The 20,634-nt window shown below is 71.0% G+C and carries 15 protein-coding genes; 11 read left to right on the forward strand and 4 right to left on the reverse strand.

Annotated elements, in window-relative coordinates; all coding sequences use genetic code 11:
* Positions 1 to 62 precede the first annotated feature (62 nt).
* Complete coding sequence (locus ACIDOF_RS12000; protein ID WP_409005801.1) at positions 63 to 947, forward strand: hypothetical protein; 885 nt, start codon at positions 63 to 65, stop codon at positions 945 to 947.
* Positions 948 to 1,042: 95 nt separating this feature from the next.
* Here the strand turns inward: ACIDOF_RS12000 and ACIDOF_RS12005 are convergent, their stop codons facing one another.
* Positions 1,043 to 3,112, reverse strand: coding sequence for a PhoX family protein (locus ACIDOF_RS12005; RefSeq protein ID WP_409005802.1), 2,070 nt, complete (start codon positions 3,110 to 3,112; stop codon positions 1,043 to 1,045).
* Between the two features lie 337 nt (positions 3,113 to 3,449).
* On the opposite strand from ACIDOF_RS12005, the gene ACIDOF_RS12010 reads away from it, so the two are divergent.
* Both ACIDOF_RS12010 and metG read left to right on the forward strand, forming a co-directional pair.
* Positions 3,450 to 4,817, forward strand: a complete 1,368-nt coding sequence (locus ACIDOF_RS12010; protein WP_409005803.1) for a VWA domain-containing protein — start codon at positions 3,450 to 3,452, stop codon at positions 4,815 to 4,817.
* Between the two features lie 142 nt (positions 4,818 to 4,959).
* Positions 4,960 to 6,669: a methionine--tRNA ligase gene (gene metG, locus ACIDOF_RS12015; protein WP_409005804.1), complete on the forward strand. Its 1,710-nt coding sequence runs from the start codon at positions 4,960 to 4,962 to the stop codon at positions 6,667 to 6,669.
* Between the two features lie 175 nt (positions 6,670 to 6,844).
* Here metG and aspS read toward each other — a convergent pair whose 3' ends face one another.
* The gene (gene aspS / locus ACIDOF_RS12020; protein ID WP_409005805.1) at positions 6,845 to 8,608 is read right to left on the reverse strand and encodes an aspartate--tRNA ligase; all 1,764 of its coding nucleotides are present in this window, start codon (positions 8,606 to 8,608) and stop codon (positions 6,845 to 6,847) included.
* Between the two features lie 126 nt (positions 8,609 to 8,734).
* On the opposite strand from aspS, the gene ACIDOF_RS12025 reads away from it, so the two are divergent.
* The 7 genes from ACIDOF_RS12025 (at position 8,735) to ACIDOF_RS12055 (ending at position 17,521) form a co-directional block, all read left to right on the forward strand.
* Positions 8,735 to 10,924 carry a SpoIIE family protein phosphatase gene (locus ACIDOF_RS12025; protein WP_409005806.1) on the forward strand — a complete coding sequence of 730 codons (2,190 nt, stop codon included), beginning with the start codon at positions 8,735 to 8,737 and terminating at the stop codon, positions 10,922 to 10,924.
* An 80-nt stretch (positions 10,925 to 11,004) separates the two neighbouring features.
* Complete coding sequence (locus tag ACIDOF_RS12030) at positions 11,005 to 11,484, forward strand: SseB family protein (protein WP_409005807.1); 480 nt, start codon at positions 11,005 to 11,007, stop codon at positions 11,482 to 11,484.
* A gap of 115 nt (positions 11,485 to 11,599) precedes the next feature.
* Positions 11,600 to 12,556 (forward strand): pirin family protein, encoded by a 957-nt coding sequence (locus ACIDOF_RS12035; protein ID WP_409005808.1) that lies wholly within the window; start codon positions 11,600 to 11,602, stop codon positions 12,554 to 12,556.
* 165 nt (positions 12,557 to 12,721) lie between these two features.
* The gene (locus ACIDOF_RS12040) at positions 12,722 to 13,789 is read left to right on the forward strand and encodes an AI-2E family transporter (protein ID WP_409005809.1); all 1,068 of its coding nucleotides are present in this window, start codon (positions 12,722 to 12,724) and stop codon (positions 13,787 to 13,789) included.
* Positions 13,790 to 13,909: 120 nt separating this feature from the next.
* The gene (locus ACIDOF_RS12045; protein ID WP_409005810.1) at positions 13,910 to 15,745 is read left to right on the forward strand and encodes an acyl-CoA dehydrogenase; all 1,836 of its coding nucleotides are present in this window, start codon (positions 13,910 to 13,912) and stop codon (positions 15,743 to 15,745) included.
* A gap of 102 nt (positions 15,746 to 15,847) precedes the next feature.
* The gene (locus ACIDOF_RS12050) at positions 15,848 to 17,167 is read left to right on the forward strand and encodes a M18 family aminopeptidase (RefSeq protein WP_409005811.1); all 1,320 of its coding nucleotides are present in this window, start codon (positions 15,848 to 15,850) and stop codon (positions 17,165 to 17,167) included.
* Positions 17,168 to 17,284: 117 nt separating this feature from the next.
* On the forward strand, positions 17,285 to 17,521 hold the full coding sequence (locus tag ACIDOF_RS12055; RefSeq protein WP_409005812.1) for a hypothetical protein: 237 nt from the start codon (positions 17,285 to 17,287) through the stop codon (positions 17,519 to 17,521).
* 272 nt (positions 17,522 to 17,793) lie between these two features.
* Here the strand turns inward: ACIDOF_RS12055 and ACIDOF_RS12060 are convergent, their stop codons facing one another.
* Together ACIDOF_RS12060 and ACIDOF_RS12065 are read right to left on the reverse strand one after the other, a co-directional pair.
* Positions 17,794 to 18,174 (reverse strand): hypothetical protein, encoded by a 381-nt coding sequence (locus tag ACIDOF_RS12060; RefSeq protein WP_409005813.1) that lies wholly within the window; start codon positions 18,172 to 18,174, stop codon positions 17,794 to 17,796.
* Between the two features lie 78 nt (positions 18,175 to 18,252).
* Positions 18,253 to 20,043, reverse strand: coding sequence for an NHL domain-containing thioredoxin family protein (locus tag ACIDOF_RS12065; protein ID WP_409005814.1), 1,791 nt, complete (start codon positions 20,041 to 20,043; stop codon positions 18,253 to 18,255).
* Positions 20,044 to 20,084: 41 nt separating this feature from the next.
* On the opposite strand from ACIDOF_RS12065, the gene ACIDOF_RS12070 reads away from it, so the two are divergent.
* Entirely contained in the window at positions 20,085 to 20,573 is a 489-nt protein-coding gene (locus ACIDOF_RS12070; RefSeq protein WP_409005815.1) for an LURP-one-related/scramblase family protein, read from the forward strand.
* Positions 20,574 to 20,634 lie beyond the last annotated feature (61 nt).

A 20,634-nucleotide genomic window follows, 5' to 3' on the forward strand; every position in this document is an offset into this window, starting at 1 on the left:
GCGTCCGTAGCTTCGTTGACGTCGCCGCTCGCGACTCCCCCAGCTACGAGAGAGAGCCCGCCATGCGCGCCACCCCCCGCCGCACCCTCCGCACCGCCGTGATCGCCACCGGCCTGATCGCGGGCATCGCCGCGATGCCGACCGCGACGGCCTTCGCCGCCACGGAGCCGACCCCGCAGACGCAGAACCAGGACCAGGTCACGCCTGACGACCAGGACCAGGAGGACCAGGCCACACCTCAGGACCAGGAGGACCAGCAGCCCGCCCCCGACAACGGAAGCCCCGCGGTGGGCGGTTGGGTGAGCAAGGGGACTGTCGCCCTCGGCAACGGGTGGGTCGCCGAGGTCGACGTCAACGCCTCCGCCCGCAGCGCCAAGGCGCGGATCTTCCTGTACGGGAAGGCCAAGGGCTCCCTGACCGCCCAGCAGCGCAGCGCGACCACCCGGATACACGGCTGCACGTTCACTCTGACCTCCGACGGCCGGATCACCAAGACCGGCAAGCGCGACGGCGGCGACCGGAACCGGAACGGCAAGCGGGCCCACGTGCGTACGTACAAGAACCTCGGCGGTTCCGGGTTCGACGCGAAGGTCTTCAAGGTGCGGTCGGGGTACGACGCCGAGATGTGGGGCAAGGACCCGGCCTCCGGCGCGTACACCAAGTGGGACACGCTGCGGCAGCGCGGCGACCGGGCCGCGTACGGGCAGCACAACGGCGCCCACTTCGTGCTCGGCCCGGACGGCCGGATGAAGGCGTGGACCGAGGGCGGCAAGGCGGGCGCGGTCGCCGCGAAGGCCGCGCACGACCGGATCGCGCCGGCCGGGGCGGAGGTGCCGGGGGACGGCGGGAGCAGTGCGCCGCTGCTCGCCGCGGGCGGCGGCATGGCGGCGGCCGGCGCCGCGGGCCTGAGCTTCGCGATGCTGCGCCGCGGCCGCGAGGACGGCTGAACCGGCCGACCTCGCACCTCAACTCCCGTACCGGAAAAGGCCGATGGGGCACCCGGCGACGACCGGGTGCCCCATCCTCACGTACCCCTGGGGGGTCAGACGCCGATGTCCGAGCCGTCCTCGCGCCAGACCGCGACCACGGACGGGCGGACCAGCGTGCCCGGGCCGTCGGGCCAGGTCGACGCGGGCTCCTCCACGGACGCGCCGTCGACCTCGCCCGGGTGCTGCACGGAGACGAGCACCCGGCGGTCCTGCACGATCGGGCCGCAGGTCTCGGCGCCGACCGGCATCGTCAGGAACTGCTTCAGCTGGCCGCGGAACTCACCGACCGTCGCGGTGCCGAACAGGCCGTCGTGCGAGCCGAGTTCGTTGCCGTCGGTGGAGATCCACAGGTTGCCGTGCGGGTCGAAGGCGACGTTGTCCGGGCAGGAGATCGGCGAGACCTGGTCCTTCGGGAAGCCGCCGAAGTACGTGGCCGGGTCGTTCGGGTCACCGGCGACGAGGAACAGCAGCCAGCCGAACTTGGTGGCCGCCGGGTCGTTGCCCTTCTCCGTCAGCTCCAGGATCGAGCCGTGCTTGTTGGCCTTGCGCGGGTTGGCCTCGTCGGCCGGGGCCTTGCCGTCCAGGCCACGCTCGGAGTTGTTGGTGAGCGCCAGGTAGACCTTGCCGGTGCGCGGCGAGGGCTCGATGTCCTCGGGGCGGTCCATCTTCGTCGCGCCGGCCTTGTCGGCGGCGAGGCGCGTGAAGACGAAGACCTCCTCCGCGGTCATGCCCTCGACGTGCGACTCCGCGCCGTCCGCGGTGGCCGTGGCCAGCGGGATCCACGTGCCGCTGCCGTCGAACTGGCCGTCCGAGGGGTGCTTTCCGCTGCCGTCGATCTCGGCGGCCGGCGAGTCGCCGCTGACCTTGGCGACGTACAGCGTGCCCTCGTCGAGCAGCGTCATGTTGTACTCGCGGTCCGCGCGGGTGGTGCCGCGGCGCATCCGCTTGCTGCTGACGAACTTGTAGAAGTACTCGAACTTCGAGTCGTCACCGCTGTACGCGACCGGGCGGCCGTCGGCGGTCAGCGCGATGGAGGCGCCCTCGTGCTTGAAGCGGCCGATCGCGGTGTGCTTCACCGGCGTCGACTCCGGGTTGTACGGGTCGAGTTCGACGACGTAGCCGAAGCGGTGGACCTCGTTCGGCTCCTTGGCGACGTCGAAGCGCTTGTCGAACCGCTCCCACTTGCGCTCGGTCGCACCGGGCTTGAGGCCGTAGCGCTTGTCGGTGGCGCGGGTGCCGTTGGCGAAGTACTGGTCGACGTTCTCCTCGCCGTGCAGGGTCGTGCCCCACGGCGTCGTACCGCCCGAGCAGTTGTTGAGGGTGCCGAGCACCTTCGTGCCGGTCGGGTCGGCGGACGTCTTCAGGAGGTCCGAACCGGCGGCCGGGCCCTGCACACGGAACTCGGTGGTCGCGGTGACACGGCGGTTGAGGCGGTGCCGCGGGACCGCGGTGAGCTTGCCCGTACGGCCCTCGCCCTCCACCACGACGACGCCGAGACCGTGCGCGGCCCAGGCGATCTCGACCTGCTCGCGGGTGGGGTTCTCCGGGTCGTAGTCCTTGAACATCAGGACCTCGTCCGTGTACTCGTGGTTGGACACGAGCACCTGGCGGCCGCGCTCCGACTCCAGCGGGAGCAGCGACAGGAAGTCGTTGTTGTAGCCGAACTGGCCGGCCTGCGCCTTCGCCGTCTGGTTGTCCGGGTCGAACTCCGGGGCGCCGCGCAGGATCGGGTCACCCCAGCGGATGACGATGTTCTGCTGGTAGCCCGCGGGGACGGTGACCTTGTCCGCGGTGTTCGGGGCGACGGCGCCGAAGCGCAGACCGCGCGCGGACCGCGTACCGGCGCCCTTGCCGGCCGGCGGCGTGGCGACGGCGTTGTTCTGCTGCGAGAGCACGACGCCGGTGCCGGCGGCGGTCACCGCGGTGACGACGGCGGCGGCGCGGACTATGGAACGGCGGCTGACGGCACCGGAGATGACGTCGCCGACGTACTCGTTGTCGCTGGTGTTCGGCGTCTCGTGGAAGCAGGCGTCACCGCAGCGGAAGCGGCAGGTGAGAGCCGAGCGGCCGCCGGGGTGCGAACCGGCCTTCTTGTTCGTGATGAGCGGCAGCAGTTTGCGCACGTTGGACCCTCCATATTGCGGCGCACCCCGCGCCGACATGGTGTCGGAATGTTTTCGGCCGCGACGTTAGGCGCGTAGACGGGCACAGCGGCGGCCTCTGGGTGAACGGTGAGTGAACCCGGGGTACACGGAGGGCAGTTGTGGCCGCTGTTCCGTTGAGCGAGACCCTCACGAAGATCGCTCCGAGCGGCGGCTAACCTTACGTGTCCGCCCTGGCCAGGGGTTACGGAATCAACTCACGCGAAGGGTTGCGCACATGGGCATTCTGGAACGGTTGCGGAATGCGTTCGGACGGCGGTCCCGAGAGGCGTTGCCTCCGGCGGAGGACGAGGCGCAGGTGTCTGAGCCGGCGGCGGTGAAGATCCCGGAACCTTCCCGGGAGCCCGAGCCCGAGCCCACGCCCGCCCCGAAGGCGAAGCCGGAGCCGGTGGACGACCTGGTGTCGGCGGCCTTCGACAACCCTTCACTGAGCGCACCCCCGAAGGCGGGGAAGCCGGAGGTTGAGGCGGAGCCGGAGGTCGAGCCCGAGGCAAAGCCCGAGCCGCAGCCCGAAGCCGAGGCGAAGCCGAAGCCGGAGGCGGAGGCCGAAGCGAAGCCGGAGCCCGAGGTCGAGGCGAAGCCGGAGCCCGAGGTCGAGGCGAAGCCGGAGGCTGAGGTCGAGGCGAAGCCGGAGGCTGAGGCGAAGCCCGAGCCGGAGGCTGAGGCGAAGCCCGAGCCGCAGAGCGGGTCCGAGCCCGAAATCGCACCCGCAGTCGCCGACGGCGAAAGGGCCCCACTGGAGGACCCGGCAGCCGACGACGTATCCGCACGGGTGGCTGCGGGTGGGAGCGACGACCCGGTCGAAGACCGGGTGCCCACCCCCGAGCCGACGGCCGAAAACGAACCCCAGCCGAAGGCTGCCCCCGCCCCCGCCCCCGAGCCGCAGGCCGACCTCGCCCCGGAGCCCGTAGCGGCCGACGCCGACGCTGACGCTGACGCCGACGCCGACGTCGACCCCGCCCCCGTACAGACCACGCCGCAGGCGAAGCCCGCCACCGCCCCCGCCCGCCTGAAGTCCAAGGCCCCCGCGCTCGCCGCAGCGCACAAGGCCGCCGGGGCCGCGCTGAAGAAGCGGGGCCTGACGGGGGCGCGAGCCTCCGTCTACCTCGTACTCGACCGCTCCGGCTCCATGCGCCCGTACTACAAGGACGGCTCCGCGCAGAACCTCGGCGAGCAGACCCTGGCCCTCGCCGCGCACCTGGACGAGCAGGCCACCGTCCGCGTCGTCTTCTTCTCGACGGAGATCGACGGCACCGGCAGCCTCACGCTCGACGCGTTCGAGGGCAAGGTCGACGAGCTGCACGCCGAGGCCGGCCGGATGGGCCGTACGAACTACCACGTGGCCGTCGACGAGATCGTCAAGCTGCACCAGGAGTCCGCGGACCCCGAGGCCCCCGCCCTGGTGGTCTTCCAGACGGACGGCGCACCGGAGGTGAAGACCGCCGCGACGAAGGCACTCACCGACGCCCCGGCGCACCTCTTCTTCCAGTTCGTCGCGTTCGGCGAGCACGAGGCGAAGGCCTTCGACTTCCTCCGCAAGCTGGACGCGGACGAGTCCGTCGCGAACGCCGCGTTCTTCCACGCGGGCCCGGTCCCGAAGGAGCTGACGGACGCCGAGCTGTACAAGGGCCTGCTCGCGAGCTGGGAACCCACCGAGCGCCCCTGACCGTTTCACATGCTGGACCAGCCGCCCGCCCCGGAAACTCGGGGCGGGCGGCTGTCGCGTGTCGGCTACGATTTCAAGGTTCCGTAGACGGTCCCGCAGACATCAACCGTCACTTTTCGTAGCGACTTGGGAGCAGCCCGCGATGGCTCGACACCTCATCACCAGCGCCCTTCCGTACATCAACGGGATCAAGCACCTGGGCAACATGGTGGGGTCCATGCTCCCGGCGGACGTGTACTCCCGGTACCTCCGCCAGCGCGGCCACGACGTCCTGTACATCTGCGCGACGGACGAGCACGGCACCCCCGCCGAACTGGCGGCGAAGGAGCAGGGCCTGCCCGTGGCGGACTTCTGCGCGCAGGCGCACGACGCGCAGAAGGCGGTCTACGACGGCTTCGCGCTCGCCTTCGACTTCTTCGGCCGCAGCTCCAGCGAGCAGAACGTCGAGATCACCCAGCACTTCGCGCGGAAGCTGAACGAGAACGGCTTCATCGAGGAGCGCGCCATCCGCCAGGTGTACTCCCCCGCGGACGGCCGCTTCCTGCCGGACCGCTACGTGGAGGGCACCTGCCCGCACTGCGGGTACGACAAGGCGCGCGGCGACCAGTGCGAGAACTGCACCCGCGTCCTGGACCCGACGGACCTGATCGACCCGCGCAGCGCCATCTCCGGCTCGACGGACCTCGAAGTCCGCGAGACGAAGCACCTGTTCCTGCTGCAGTCGAAGCTGCAGCACGAGGTCGAGCAGTGGGTCGCGGCGCACGAGGACGAGTGGCCGCACCTGGCCGCGTCCATCGCCCGCAAGTGGCTGAACGAGGGCCTGCACGACCGCGCGATCACCCGCGACCTCGACTGGGGCGTCCCGGTCCCCGCCGACACCTGGCCCGAACTGGCCGCCGAGGGCAAGGTGTTCTACGTCTGGTTCGACGCCCCGATCGAGTACATCGGCGCGACGAAGGAGTGGGCCGACCAGGACCCGGAGAACCGCGACTGGAAGTCGTGGTGGTACGAGGCGGACGACACGGTCCGCTACACCGAGTTCATGGCGAAGGACAACGTCCCGTTCCACACGGTGATGTTCCCGGCGACCGAGCTGGGCGTCCGCGAGCCGTGGAAGAAGGTCGACTACGTCAAGGCGTTCAACTGGCTGACGTACTACGGCGGAAAGTTCTCCACGTCGCAGAAGCGCGGCGTCTTCACCGACCAGGCCCTGGAGATCCTCCCGGCGGACTACTGGCGGTACTTCCTGATCGCCAACGCCCCGGAGTCGGACGACTCGTCGTTCACGTGGGAGCACTTCACGGCGACGGTCAACAAGGACCTGGCCGACACCCTCGGCAACTTCGTCAACCGCGTCCTGTCCTTCTCCAAGAAGCGCTTCGGCGAGGAGGTCCCGGCGGGCGCCGCCGCGGGTGCGGCCGAGGCGAAGCTGGGCGAGGAGATCGCGGGCCTGCTCGCCGAGTACGAGTCCCAGATGGAGGCCCTCCAGTTCCGCAAGGCCGCCGCCGCGCTGCGCGCCCTGTGGTCGGCGGGCAACTCCTACCTGGAGGAGAAGGCCCCCTGGCTGGAGATCAAGCAGGACCCGGAGGCCGCGGCCCTGACGCTGCGTACGGCGATGAACCTCATCCACCTGTACGCGGTGGTCTCCGAGCCGTTCATCCCGTCCTCGGCGGCCGCGATGCGCGGTGCGTTCGAGCTGGCCGACGACACGAAGACCTGGGTCACGGCCGACGAGGCCCGCGCCCTCACCTTCCTGCCCGCCGGCACCCCGTTCACGGTCCCGCCGGTCCTCTTCGCCAAGCTGACGGACGAGGACCTGGAGACGTACAAGGACCGCTTCGGCGGCGAGTGACGTTTCTGGGGGCGCGGGGAACTGCGCAATCTTGGGAGCGCGGGGAACTCCGCATCTTTTAGGGGCGCGGGGAACTGCGCGAGCAACCACGACGCACCCGCACCCGAACGACAAACAGAAGGACCCGGAACCAGAAGGTTCCGGGTCCTTTCGCGTGCCCAGGCGGCAGGCCTACCTACTGAGCAGCCGGCTTGCGCAGCGCAATGTTCAGCTCCTTGAGCCGAGCCTCCTCCAGCTCCGTCGGCGCCCCCATCATCAGGTCCTGCGCGTTCTGGTTCAGCGGGAACGCGATCGTCTCGCGGATGTTCGGCTCGTCCGCGAGGAGCATGACGATGCGGTCCACGCCGGGGGCGATGCCACCGTGCGGCGGGGCGCCGAAGCGGAACGCGCGGAGCATGCCCGCGAACTCGGCCTCGACGGTCTCCCGGTCGTAACCGGCGATCTCGAAGGCCTTCAGCATGATGTCCGGCTCGTGGTTCCGGATCGCGCCGGAGGACAGCTCGATGCCGTTGCAGACGATGTCGTACTGCCAGCCGAGGATGTCGAGCGGGTCCTTCTCCTCCAGGTCCTTCATGCCGCCCTGGGGCATCGTGAAGGGGTTGTGGGAGAAGTCGATCTTCCCGGTGTCCTCGTCCTTCTCGTACATCGGGAAGTCCACGATCCAGCAGAACCGGAAGACGTTCTCCTCGAAGTGGCCGGCGCGCTTGGCGGCCTCGACGCGGACCGCGCCCATGATCTTCGAGACCTCGTCGAACTCGCCGGCGCCGAAGAACACCGCGTGGCCCGGGGCGAGGGAGAGGCGCTTGGTGAGCTCCTCGACGTCCGTCTCCGTGAGGAACTTGGCGATCGGGCCGGTCAGCGAGCCGTCCTCGCCGACGCGGACCCAGGCCAGGCCCTTGGCGCCCTGCTCGACGGCGTACTCACCGAGGCCGTCGAAGAACTTGCGGGACTGGCCGGCGGTGTCCGGGACCGGCAGGGCACGGACGTGCTTGCCGGCGAACGCCTTGAAGCCGGAGTCGGCGAAGATGTCGGTGATGTCGACCAGTTCGAGCTGGGCGCGCAGGTCCGGCTTGTCGTTGCCGTACTTGAGCATCGACTCGCGGAACGGGATGCGCGGGAACGGCGACGTGACGTGGCGGCCGCCGCCGAACTCCTCGAAGAGCTCGGTCATGAGCTTCTCGATCGGCTGGAAGACGTCCTCCTGCTCGACGAAGCTCATCTCGACGTCGAGCTGGTAGAACTCGCCGGGCGAGCGGTCGGCGCGGGCGTCCTCGTCGCGGAAGCAGGGCGCGATCTGGAAGTACCGGTCGAAGCCGGAGATCATCAGGAGCTGCTTGAACTGCTGCGGGGCCTGCGGCAGCGCGTAGAACTTGCCGGGGTTCAGGCGGGACGGGACGACGAAGTCGCGGGCGCCCTCCGGGGAGGTGGCCGTGAGGATCGGCGTCGCCATCTCGTTGAAGCCGAGGGCCGTCATCTTGTGCCGGATGGCGGAGATGACCGCCGTGCGCAGCATGATGTTCTTGTGCATGCGCTCGCGGCGCAGGTCCAGGAAGCGGTACTCCAGGCGGCGCTCCTCGCCCACGCCGTCGTCCTGGTTGATCTGGAACGGCAGCTGCTGGGCGGCGCCGAGCACCTCGACCTCGCCGACCTCGACCTCGATCTCACCGGTGGCGAGCTCGGGGTTGACGTTCTCCGCGCCGCGCGAGATCACCTTGCCGTCGATGCGGACGACGGTCTCCTTGGAGAGCTTGTCGAGCGCCTCGAAGCCGGGGGTGTCGGGGCGGGCGACCAGCTGGACCAGGCCGTAGTGGTCGCGGAGGTCGATGAAGAGGATGCCGCCCAGGTCGCGGCGATTGTGCAGCCAACCGCTCAGCCGGACGTCGCTGCCGACGTCGGTGGCGCGGAGCTCGCCGCAGTTGTGTGACCTGTACCGGTGCATTTCTCTTCCAATTCTTCGCGTCGTTCGTCGCGAGACAGGCGGGAATCAACGCGAACCAGGTTACCGCCCGGCCCCAGGGCTCCGGCTCGGTGGCGAGCAGCTGCACACTCTTCTTAAAGTGGGGCAATGCGCACTGGCTCCCAGGACACGGGCGGAGCGGCCCTGCCACCGGCGGGCGACATCCTCGCGCTGATCGGGACCGGGTTCTGGCGCTGGGACAACGCGGCGGGGCTTGTCTCGCTCGACGCGGAGGCGGCCCGCCTGATCGGGCTGCCCGCACAGCCGGTGACGCTGACCGAGGCGGGCGTGCGCTCCCGCTTCCACCCGGTGGACTGGAACGAGATCGACGGCATCGTGAACCTGGCCGTCGCCGAGGGCACCGTCGCCGAGGCCCGCCTGCGGATCATGGACGAGCAGGGCCAGGTCGTCCGCACCATCCGCAGCCGCTCCAAGCCGGTGGTGCACGGCGACCGGTACGAGCTGGTCGGCACCCTCCAGGAGGTCAGCGAGACGCCGCCGGGCAGCGCGGCCCGTACGCCGGTGACCGGGGAGTGGCGGCGCTCCCGCGAGGCGTTCCTGCTCGACGCGGGCCGGGCGCTCGCCGAGGCCAGGTCGACGGCGGAGGTGCTGCGGGTCGCGGCGGGCCTGTCGATGCCGGGCTTCGAGCCGGACGGCCTGGCGGTCTTCGGCGTACGCGGGGACCAGCTGACGATCATCGGGCACCACGGGCAGCAGCCCGGCGCCGAGAGCCCGTTCACGGACATCACGCTGGCCACCGACTACCCGGCCGCCGACGTGGTCCGGCACGGCCGCCCGGTCTACCTCTCCACGCCCGACGAGTACCGCGGCCGCTACCCGACGACCTGGCCGCTCGCCGCCCGCTTCGGCCGGGAGTCGTGGGCGTTCCTGCCGCTGACCGTCGCGGGCCGGACCATCGGCGCCTGGATGGCCGCGTTCCGCTACCCGGTGCAGTTCACGCCGGACGAGCGCTCGGTCCTCACGACCGTGGCCCGGATGCTGGCCCAGGCGCTGTCCCGGGCGGGGATCGCCGAGTCGGAGCGGGAGCTGACGGACGGCCTGCAGCGCGCGATGCTCCCCACCCTCGGCCCGGCCATACCGGGCCTCGACCTCGCCGCCCGGTACGTGCCGACGGGCGGCGGACTCCAGGTCGGCGGCGACTGGTACGACATGATCCCGCTGCCCGGCGGCCGCCGGATCGCCCTGGTCATCGGCGACGTCCAGGGGCACGACGTGCGCGCGGCCGGCCTGATGGGCCAGCTGCGGATCGCGCTGCGGGCGTACGCCGCCGAAGGGCACCGGCCGGACGCGGTGCTCGCCCGCGCCTCCCGCTTCCTCACCGGCATCACCGACTCGCACACGTACGGCTCGTCCACCGCGGGCCCCGAGTCCGGCTCCGGCCCCGAGTCCGGCCCGGGCCCCGCCGACGCGCGCTTCGCGACCTGCCTGTACGTCGAGGCCGACCCGACGACCGGGGTGCTCGAGATCGCCCGGGCCGGGCACCCCGACCCGGTGGTGCGGACCGGCGACGGCACCGTCGTCGTACGGCCGACGGAGGGCGGGCTTCCGCTGGGCATCGACCCGGACGCGGACTACCCGACGACCCGCGTCGTCCTCGAACCCGGCGAGACGATGATGCTGTGCACCGACGGCCTGATCGAGACCGGCGGCCACGACCTCGACACCGGCTGGGGCCGGCTGCGCAAGGTCCTGGAGCGGTACGGCGGGGACGGCCTGGAGCAGCTCGCCGACGAGCTGGTGCAGGCGGTGCACGGCCCGAGCTCGCACCACTCGACGGGCCCGCTCGCCGACCGCCGCGAGGACGACATAGCGGTGGTCCTGCTGTCCCGCGCCGCGGCGGGCGCGGGCGACGCGGCCGGTACGGGCACGGCGATGCCGCGGCTTCGCCGCTCGCTCCTGACGGTGAAGCAGGCCGAGCCGGAACGGATCGCGGGCGCCCGGCAGCAGTTGCGCGAGCTGCTGCACGACTGGGCGGAGCCGGAGCAGGTCGACTCGGCGGTCCTGATGGTCTCCGAGATGATCACCAACGTCCTGGTGCACACCGACGGCGACGCCCTGCTGCTCGTCGAGGCGCAGGGCGAGGTGGGCGAGCGGCGGCTGCGCGTCGAGGTGGCGGACAGCAGCGACGAGCTCCCGCACAAGCGCCACCCCGGCGAACTCGCCTCCTCCGGGCGGGGGTTGGTGCTCATGGAGCTGCTCGCGGACTCCTGGGGCGTGACGCCGCGCGGCGAGGGCAAGTCGATCTGGTTCGAGCTGCACGAGTCCGCCGGTTCGTGACCCGAAAGTCCCCGGCTCCGCACCCCTGGAGTCCCCGGCTCCGCACCCCTGGGCGCGCCGCACGCAGTACGCTCAACTCCATGTACGGCTACGACCAGAGCTCGGGCGCGCAGCAGGGATACGCCCCGCCGCAGCCCCCGCCCCAGCAGCCCGGCGGCCCCGGGGCGTACGGCCAGCAGGCACCGCTGTACCCGGAGCCGTCACCGCCGTCGCTCGCGGACGCCGTGCGCGCCTTCACGACGGGCTCGATGTCGGCGGAGGACTTCCAGCAGATCTTCTCGACGTCGAAGGTGTACTGCCCGCGCGGCGACAACCCCGGCTTCCTGGCGCTGCACAACACGCAGCAGCCGGTGATCCCGATGTTCACGTCGCTGAAGGAGCTGCGGCACTACGCGGGCAAGGAGTCCAAGTACTTCGTCATCACCGGCGCGGAGGTCATCGACCTGCTGCCGACGGGGTACGGCTTCGTGCTCGACATGGAGGGCGAGCACCGCATGGTCTTCGACGCGAAGGCGGTCGAGCAGATGGTCGACTTCGCGATGCGCCGCATGTACGGCTGAGCCACCGAACCTCACCTCGCACCCCGTGGGCCGGAATGCCCACGGGGTGCGCTGCGTTACGGGTGGCAGAAAGTTCGAGATTCAACTACTCTCGAACCACAAGGAGGTACCGACCATGCCCGCAGTGACCGTCGAGAACCCGCTGACCCTGCCCCGAGTGACCGCACCCGCCGACGCCACCCCGCGTCCGGTGCTCGCCGTGACGACCGCCCCGTCCGGCTTCGAGGGCGAGGGCTTCCCGGTGCGCCGCGCCTTCGCGGGCATCAACTACAAGCACCTCGACCCGTTCATCATGATGGACCAGATGGGCGAGGTGGAGTACGCGCCGGGCGAGCCCAAGGGCACCCCGTGGCACCCGCACCGCGGCTTCGAGACCGTGACGTACCTGATCGACGGCACCTTCGTGCACCAGGACTCCAACGGCGGCGGCGGCACCATCCAGAACGGCGACACCCAGTGGATGACCGCCGGCAGCGGCCTGCTGCACATCGAGGCACCGCCGGAGTCCCTCGTCATGTCCGGCGGGCTCTTCCACGGCCTCCAGCTGTGGGTCAACCTGCCCGCGGCCGACAAGATGATGGACCCGCGCTACCAGGACATCCGCGGCGGCCAGGTCCAGCTGCTCTCCTCGGCGGACGGCGGCGCGCTGCTCCGTGTCATCGCCGGTGAGCTCGACGGCCACGAGGGCCCCGGCATCACGCACACCCCGATCACGATGATCCACGCCACGGTCCGCCCCGGCGCCTCGGTCACCCTGCCCTGGCGCGCGGACTTCAACGGCCTCGCGTACGTCCTGGCCGGACGCGGCACCGTCGGCGAGGAGCGGCGCCCGATCCAGATGGGCCAGACCGCGGTGTACGGGGCCGGCTCGTCGCTGACCGTCCGCGCGGACGAGAAGCAGGACGGGCACACGCCGGACCTGGAGATCGTCCTCCTCGGCGGCCGCCCCATCCGCGAGCCGATGGCCCACTACGGCCCGTTCGTCATGAACACCCAGGCCGAACTCCAGCAGGCCTTCGAGGACTTCCAGCGGGGCCGCCTGGGCACGGTGCCGGCGGTCCACGGCATGTAGGGAGCCGACCTCAGGGGCGCGGGGAACCGCGCGACCGGCCACGACGGCGCCGCAGCCGAACGACGGCCGGAATGCGCGGGCCGGGGGCGGAGCTCCCTGGGCGAGCCTCACTCGGGCGGGGCGTCCGGACGTGCCGGGCGCCCCCTCCCGTGATCACCTGCAACCGTGCAGACCCTGCTCCCCACCCCCGTCCGACGCCTCGCCGCCTGGTGCGTCGTGCTGCTGCTCGCCGCCACGCTCGCCGGGCTCGGAGTCTGGCTCTGCATCACCTTCAAGACCGCCGTCACCCCGGTCCTGCTCGCGCTGCTCGGCACCGCGCTGCTCGGCCCGCTGTACCGGCGGCTGCTCGCGCTGCACGTCAACAAGTCGCTGGCCGCGGGCCTCACCTGTCTCGCCGTACTGATCGTCACCGGCGGAGCCACGTACATCGTGGTGAGCGCGCTGATCGAGACCGGGGACCAGATCATCGCCTCGCTGCGGGACGCCGCGAAGTCGCTCGCCGAGCACCTCGGCGCCGCCGGGACCTCCCTCGACGACCTCGCGAAGAACTCCAAGGACCTGCTGTCGAAGTTCGGCGGCACCGCGGCCTCCGGGGTGATCAGCGGCGTCAGCGTCGTCGGCGAGGTCATCGCCATGGCCGTACTGGCGCTGCTGCTCGTCTTCTTCTTCCTGCGCGACTCCGACCGCGCCACCGCCGCCCTGCACACCCTCGCCCCGCGCCGCGGTGACGCCCTGGAGCAGATGGGGCGCAAGGCCTTCGAGGCGATCGAGGGCTTCATGCGCGGGACCACGCTGATCGCCCTGATCGACGCCGTCCTGATCACCGTCGGCCTGCTGATCCTGCGGGTGCCGGGCGCGGTGGGGCTGGGGGCGCTGGTGTTCGTCGGCGCGTACATCCCGTACCTCGGGGCGTTCATCTCCGGGGCCGTGGCGATCCTCGTGGCGCTCGCCGACCGGGGGTTCGTGATCGCGCTGTGGGCGCTCGGCGTGGTGCTCGCCGTGCAGGTCATCGAGGGGCATCTGCTGCAGCCGATGATCCAGAGCCGGACGGTGCAGATGCATCCGGCGGTCGTGATGCTGGCGATCACCGCGGGCGCCTCGGTGGCGGGGATCCTCGGCATGCTGCTCGCCGTGCCGCTGACCGCCGCGGCCTTCGGCGTCTTCTCGGAGCTGCGCACCCACTACGCCGGAGCGCCCGCGTCGGAGACCCCCGGCGAATCGTCCGCGGATTAGAGCCTCGTCACAGTTCGCCGTTCAGGGGTTGCGCCTTATTACCGACGGGTAGCATCATCGTAGCTACTTGCTGGTACGTGTATGAGAGTCCGCCTCCCGAACCTTTACGGAGCCGTCGCCATGGGGCACTACAAGTCGAACCTCCGGGACATCGAGTTCAACCTCTTCGAGGTGCTCGGTCGCGACAAGCTGTACGGCAGCGGCCCGTTCGCGGAGATGGACACCGACACCGCGAAGAGCGTGCTGTCGGAGCTGACCCGCCTTGCCGAGAACGAGCTGGCCGAGTCCTTCGCGGACGCCGACCGGAACCCGCCGGTCTTCGACCCGGAGACCAACACCGCGCCCGTCCCGGCGTCCTTCAAGAAGAGCTACAAGGCCTTCATGGACTCCGAGTACTGGCGTCTCGGCCTGCCCGAGGAGATCGGCGGCACCACCGCCCCGCCGTCCCTGATCTGGGCGTACGCGGAGCTGATCCTCGGCGCCAACCCGGCCGTGTGGATGTACTCCTCCGGTCCGGCGTTCGCCCGCATCCTCTTCGAGGAGGGCACCGAGGAGCAGAAGAAGTGGGCCCAGATCGCGGTCGAGAAGACCTGGGGCTCCACGATGGTCCTCACCGAGCCGGACGCCGGTTCGGACGTCGGCGCCGGCCGCACCAAGGCCGTGCAGCAGGAGGACGGCTCCTGGCACATCGAGGGCGTCAAGCGCTTCATCACGTCCGGTGAGCACGACATGGAGGAGAACATCCTTCACTACGTGCTCGCGCGTCCGGAGGGCGCCGGCCCCGGTACCAAGGGCCTGAGCCTCTTCCTCGTCCCGAAGTACCTCTTCGACTTCGAGACCGGCGAGCTGGGCGAGCGCAACGGCGTCTACGCCACCAACGTCGAGCACAAGATGGGCCTCAAGGCGTCCAACACCTGCGAGATGACCTTCGGCGACCAGCACCCCGCCAAGGGCTGGCTGATCGGCGACAAGCACGACGGCATCCGCCAGATGTTCCGCATCATCGAGTTCGCCCGCATGATGGTCGGCACGAAGGCGATCTCCACGCTGTCGACGGGCTACCTGAACGCCCTCGAGTACGCCAAGGAACGCGTCCAGGGCTCCGACCTGTCGCAGTTCATGGACAAGACCGCGCCCAAGGTCACCATCACGCACCACCCGGACGTGCGCCGCTCCCTGATGACGCAGAAGGCGTACGCGGAGGGCATGCGCGCCCTGGTCCTGCACACCGCCGCCGTCCAGGACGAGATCGCCCTGAAGGAGGCCGCGGGCGAGGACACCAAGGCGCTCGAGGCCCTCAACGACCTGCTCCTGCCGATCGTGAAGGGCTACGGCTCGGAGAAGGGCTACGAGCAGCTCGCCCAGTCGCTGCAGACCTTCGGCGGCTCCGGCTTCCTGCAGGAGTACCCGATCGAGCAGTACATCCGGGACGCCAAGATCGACACCCTCTACGAGGGCACCACGGCCATCCAGGGCCAGGACTTCTTCTTCCGGAAGATCGTCCGCAACCAGGGCGCCGCCCTGAACGGCCTGGCCGAGGAGATCAAGAAGTTCCTGGCCGTCGGCACCGGCGGCGACGAGCTGGCCGCTGCTCGCGAGCAGCTCGCCAAGGCCGCCGTCGAGCTGGAGGCCATCGTCGGCCTGATGCTCACCGACCTCGCCGCCACCGAGAAGGACGTCAAGTCCATCTACAAGGTCGGCCTCAACAGCACCCGCCTGCTGATGGCCTCCGGTGACGTGGTCGTCGGCTACCTGCTGCTGCGCGGCGCCGCCGTGGCCGCCGAGAAGCTGCCGACCGCCTCCTCGAAGGACAAGGCCTTCTACACCGGCAAGATCGCGGCCGCGAAGTTCTTCGCCGCCAACGTCCTGCCCGGCGTCACCGGCGCCCGCAAGCTTGCCCAGTCGACCAGCGAGTCGGGCCTGGAGCTGATGGAGCTGGACGAGGCCGCGTTCTAAGCAGCCCCGAGGACAGGTTCGAGAACCCTTTCCCACCCCCACTGCGCGGGCCCTCTTCCCATCCCGGGGAGAGGGCCCGCGTACGTCGTTAAGGTGAACACCATGAGCTCATCGCCCTCCCGGTTCGACCGCGGACACACCGACGACCTGATGTCCTTCCTCAGCGCGAGCCCGTCCCCGTACCACGCGGTGGCGAGCGTCGCGGAGCGCCTTGAGAAGGCCGGGTTCCGGCAGGTCCTGGAGACCGACGCCTGGGACGGGACGAGCGGCGGCAAGTACGTGCTGCGCGGCGGCGCCGTCATCGCCTGGTACGTGCCGGAGGGCGCCTCCCCGCACACCCCGTTCCGCATCGTGGGCGCGCACACCGACTCCCCGAACCTGCGGGTCAAGCCGCTGCCGGACACCGGGGCGCACGGCTGGCGGCAGGTCGCCGTGGAGATCTACGGCGGGCCGCTGCTCAACTCCTGGCTCGACCGGGACCTGGGCCTCGCCGGCCGGCTCTCCCTGCGCGACGGCTCGACCCGCCTCGTCAACGTCGACCGGCCGCTGCTGCGCGTACCCCAACTCGCCATCCACATGGACCGGTCGATCTACGAGAAGGGGCTGCAGCTCGACAAGCAGAAGCACATGCAGCCCGTCTGGGGGCTCGGCGACGCCCGCGAGGGCGACCTCATCCGGTTCCTGGAGGAGGAGCTTTCGCTTCCGGCGGGTGAGGTCACCGGCTGGGACCTGATGACGCACTCCGTGGAGCCGCCCGCCTACCTGGGCCGCGACAAGGAGCTGCTCGCCGGGCCGCGGATGGACAACCTCCTTTCGGTGCACGCCGGTACGGCCGCGCTGGTCGCCGTCGCCGGGTCCGAGAGCCTGCGTTCTGCGGAGCAGACGAATGGGCGCAGTATCCCGGTGCTCGCCGCGTTCGACCACGAGGAGAACGGCTCGCAGTCCGACACCGGCGCGGACGGCCCGCTGCTCGGCTCGGTGCTTGAACGTTCCGTCTACGCCCGCGGCGGCAGCCACGAGGACAAGGCCCGCGCCTTCGCCGGCACCGTCTGCCTGTCCTCCGACACCGGGCACGCCGTGCACCCCAACTACGCGGAGCGGCACGACCCGACGCACCTGCCGCGCGCGGGCGGCGGTCCGATCCTCAAGGTCAACGTCAACAACCGGTACGCGACGGACGGTTCGGGGCGTGCGGTGTTCGCGGCGGCGTGCGAGAAGGCCGGAGTGCCGTTCCAGTCGTTCGTGTCCAACAACTCGATGCCGTGCGGCACGACCATCGGCCCGATCACCGCGGCCCGGCACGGCATCAGGACGGTCGACATCGGCGTCGCGATCCTGTCGATGCACAGCGCCCGCGAGCTGTGCGGCTCGGACGACCCGTACCTGCTCGCGAACGCGCTGACGGCGTTCCTGGAGGGCTGAGCGCGGGGCCCCAGGGCCCTGGGCGGGCCCAACTCGCCTGCCCCGCATGGCTGTTCCGACCTCGGGTACCCGGGCGTCGGAACAGCCGTACATGCGGAACTCAAGGAGGCGAGATCCATGGGCCTGGGCGGATGCATCCTGCTGATCGCCGCAGGGGCCATCCTCACGTTCGCCAGCGACTGGGAGATGCGGGGCGTCGACCTGGACGTGGTCGGGCTGATCCTGATGGCCGCCGGCCTGATCGGCGTGGCGACGTACACGTCCATCGCACGACGCAGGCGGCTGCTGATGGGCCCCCACGAGCCGGTGGTCGAGGAGGACCGCCCGCACCATCACCACCACCACACGTACTGAGGCACGGCCGGCCGCCGAGCGGAGCCGGGCCGGGAGGCGGGTCGACGGCCCGCCCGCCCACTCGTTCGCCGACCGCCCGCAAGCACCGGCGGCAGCTGGGCCGTACGGCCATCGGCGAGGCGGACCGGGGACGTCCACGCGCGCCCAGGAGCGACGACGAAGCCACGGGCCAGGCCGATCACCACCGTCGCCGCCCAGCGGCAGCTCCGACGGGGCCGGGCAGGGCCGGCGATGGGGCGGCGGGACGGCCGCCCGCCTAGCCGGTTCTTGCGCTAGCCGTCCCACCCCACCACCGCCGACGGCAGCTCCGGCCGCGGCCGAGCAGGCGGGGCGAGGGGGCAGCCGCCGGCACCGAACGGGCAGGCGGCCCGTGCCGGTTCTCGTGAGGTCGACCGGGACACCGACGAAGCCACGGGCCAGGCCTGACGGCGCAGTGACCGCCCAGCGGCAGCTCCGGCCGGGGGCCGGGCGACGGGGTGGCCGCCCGCCGGCCGTCCGGCCGCGCCGACTGCGGCTCCTTGCACGGGCCGAGCAGGCCGCCAGGTGCCGGTCCAGACGTCGGTGACGTCCTTGATGCAGCCGAAGATCCCGTCGTCGATCAGGATCTGCTCGGGCTCCCCGCCCGCGCCGATGACCAGCGGAGTCGTGGCCATCGCGCAGCAGCGCGGTCGGCGCCGAGCCGATGAACTCGGCGCCGCCAGGCGCGTGACCGGTGGCCGGTCGGGCGGGCGTCAGCCGTCCAGGCCCGCGAGCACCAGCGGCAGGCGGTCCGTGCCGGTCTCGGTCAGGCGGAGGGGGACGCCCCAGTCCTGTTGGTGGACGTGGCAGGCGGGGTATTCGTTGTCCGGGTCGTCGTCGCAGCTCGCCGCCATCGCGGAGACGTGCAGGACGCCCTCCGTGACCTCGGGGTTGAGGGTGAGGCCGCGGGACAGGTCGGTGCCGGCGCCCTCGCCGTCGAGCAGCAGCTCCGGCGGGGTGGAGGAGACGAGCAGGCGGGTCGACGGTCCGTAGCGGGTGTCGAGCTTCTGGCCCGTCGGCGCCTGGAAGACGACGTCCAACTGGAGTGCGCCCGGGGCGACTTCGGTGGCGGCGCGCTGGGTGCGGTGGGCGACCGACTCGACGCGTACGGCCTCCTCGGGGAGCCGCAGTCGGGTGAGGCGGTGGCGCGCGGACTCGACGACGACCACGTCCTCGCCGGCCACGACCGCGTCGCTCGGCTCCCGCAAGTCTGTTGCCAGGGTGGTGACTTCACCGCTCGCCGGGTCGAAGCGGCGCAGCGCGTGGTTGTACGTGTCGCTGATCGCGACGGAGCCGTCGGGGAGTGCGGTGACGCCCAACGGGTGCTGCAGCAGGGCCTGTTCGGCGGCGCCGTCGCGGTGCCCGAAGTCGAAGAGGCCGGTGCCGACGGCGGTGTGGACGACGCGGTCCTTGTCGATCCAGCGCAGGGCGCTCGTCTCCGAGTCGGCGATCCACAGCCGGTCCTCGGTCGCGGCGAGCCCGGACGGCTGCGCGAACCAGGCCTCGGCGGCCGGTCCGTCGACGAGGCCCTCGTTGGTGGTGCCGGCGGCGACCTGCACGGTGCCGGTCTCCGGGTCGTACGTCCACAGCTGGTGCACACCGGCCATGGCGATCCAGACGAGGCCGTCGAAGACCGCCACGTCCCACGGCGAGGAAAGGCTCACCTCGCGTGCGGGGCCGCTCGTGGGCTCGCCCTGCATCCACTGCCGCCCGGTGCCCGCGACCGTCTCGACGGCGCCGGTCTCCGGGTCGTACGTGCGCAGCGCGTGGTTGACGGTGTCCGCGACGATCACCTTGCCGTCGGGCAGCAGCGCCAGGCCCTGCGGTTCGCTGAACGCGTCGTCCCCGAAGCCGCGCTCGCCGCTGCCGATGCGGCGTACGACGGTCTCGCCGTCCGCCTCCAGCTCGACCAGCTGGTGCCGGGTCGAGTCGGAGACGAGGAAGGTGCCGGTGGGCAGCAGGAGGGCCTTGCCGGGGAAGCGGAGGTCGGTGGCGACGGGCTCCGGCGGGACGTACGGGCCGTCGCCGCGGCGGAGCGTGCCCTTCGCCTCGTGCTCGGCCTCCAGCTCCTCGACGAGCTTCTCGATGGCGTGCGCGTGCCCCTCGCCGGCGTGCTGCGCGACCACGTACCCCTCGGGGTCGATGACGACGAGGGTGGGCCAGGCGCGGACCGCGTACTGCTTCCAGGTGGCGAGCTCCGGGTCGTCGAGCACCGGGTGGTGCACCTCGTACCGCTCGACGGCGTCGACGACCGCCTGGTGCTCGGCCTCGTGCACGAACTTCGGGGAGTGCACGCCGATGATCACGAGGGTGTCGGCGTGCTTCCGCTCCAGCTCGCGGAGCTCGTCCAGGACGTGCAGACAGTTGATGCAGCAGAACGTCCAGAAGTCGAGGACGACGATGCGTCCCCGCAGGTCGGCGAGGGTGTACTGCTGATCTCCTGTGTTCAGCCAGCCGCCCTTGCCGATCAGCTCGGGGGCCCGAACGCGTGCACGTGTAGCCATGTCCCCATCCAACCTCATGCGGGCGGGTACGCATTCCCGCCATGAGATACGTGGTACGCGACCGGGTCTTCGGCATCGGCGACGACTACTGGATCGAGGACGAGCAGGGCCGCAAGGCGTTCCTCGTGGACGGCAAGGCGATGCGGCTGCGGGAGACGTTCGAGCTGAAGGACCCGCAGGGCGCCGTGCTGATCGACATCCGCAAGAAGATGCTGGCGCTGCGGGACACGATGACGATCGAGCGCGGCGAGGAGCCGTTGGCCACGGTGCGGCGCAAACGGCTCTCGCTGCTGCGCAACCACTACCGGGTGACGCTGGTCGACGGCACGGAGCTGGACGTCAGCGGCAAGATCCTCGACCGGGAGTTCGCGGTCGAGTACGACGGGGAGCTGCTTGCGGAGATCTCGCGGCGGTGGTTGACGTTGCGGGACACGTACGGGGTGAACGTGGTGCGGGAGGACGCGGACCCGGCGTTGCTGATCGCGGTGACGGTCTGCGTGATCCGCCTGGCGGAGCGGGACCACGGCTGACCCCCAGGGGGCTCCGCCCCCGGCCCCCCGTCTCCTCAATCGCCGGAGGGGCACGCCTGCC

This window comes from Streptomyces sp. Da 82-17, assembly GCF_046098215.1.
Classification (GTDB): Bacteria; Actinomycetota; Actinomycetes; order Streptomycetales; family Streptomycetaceae; genus Streptomyces.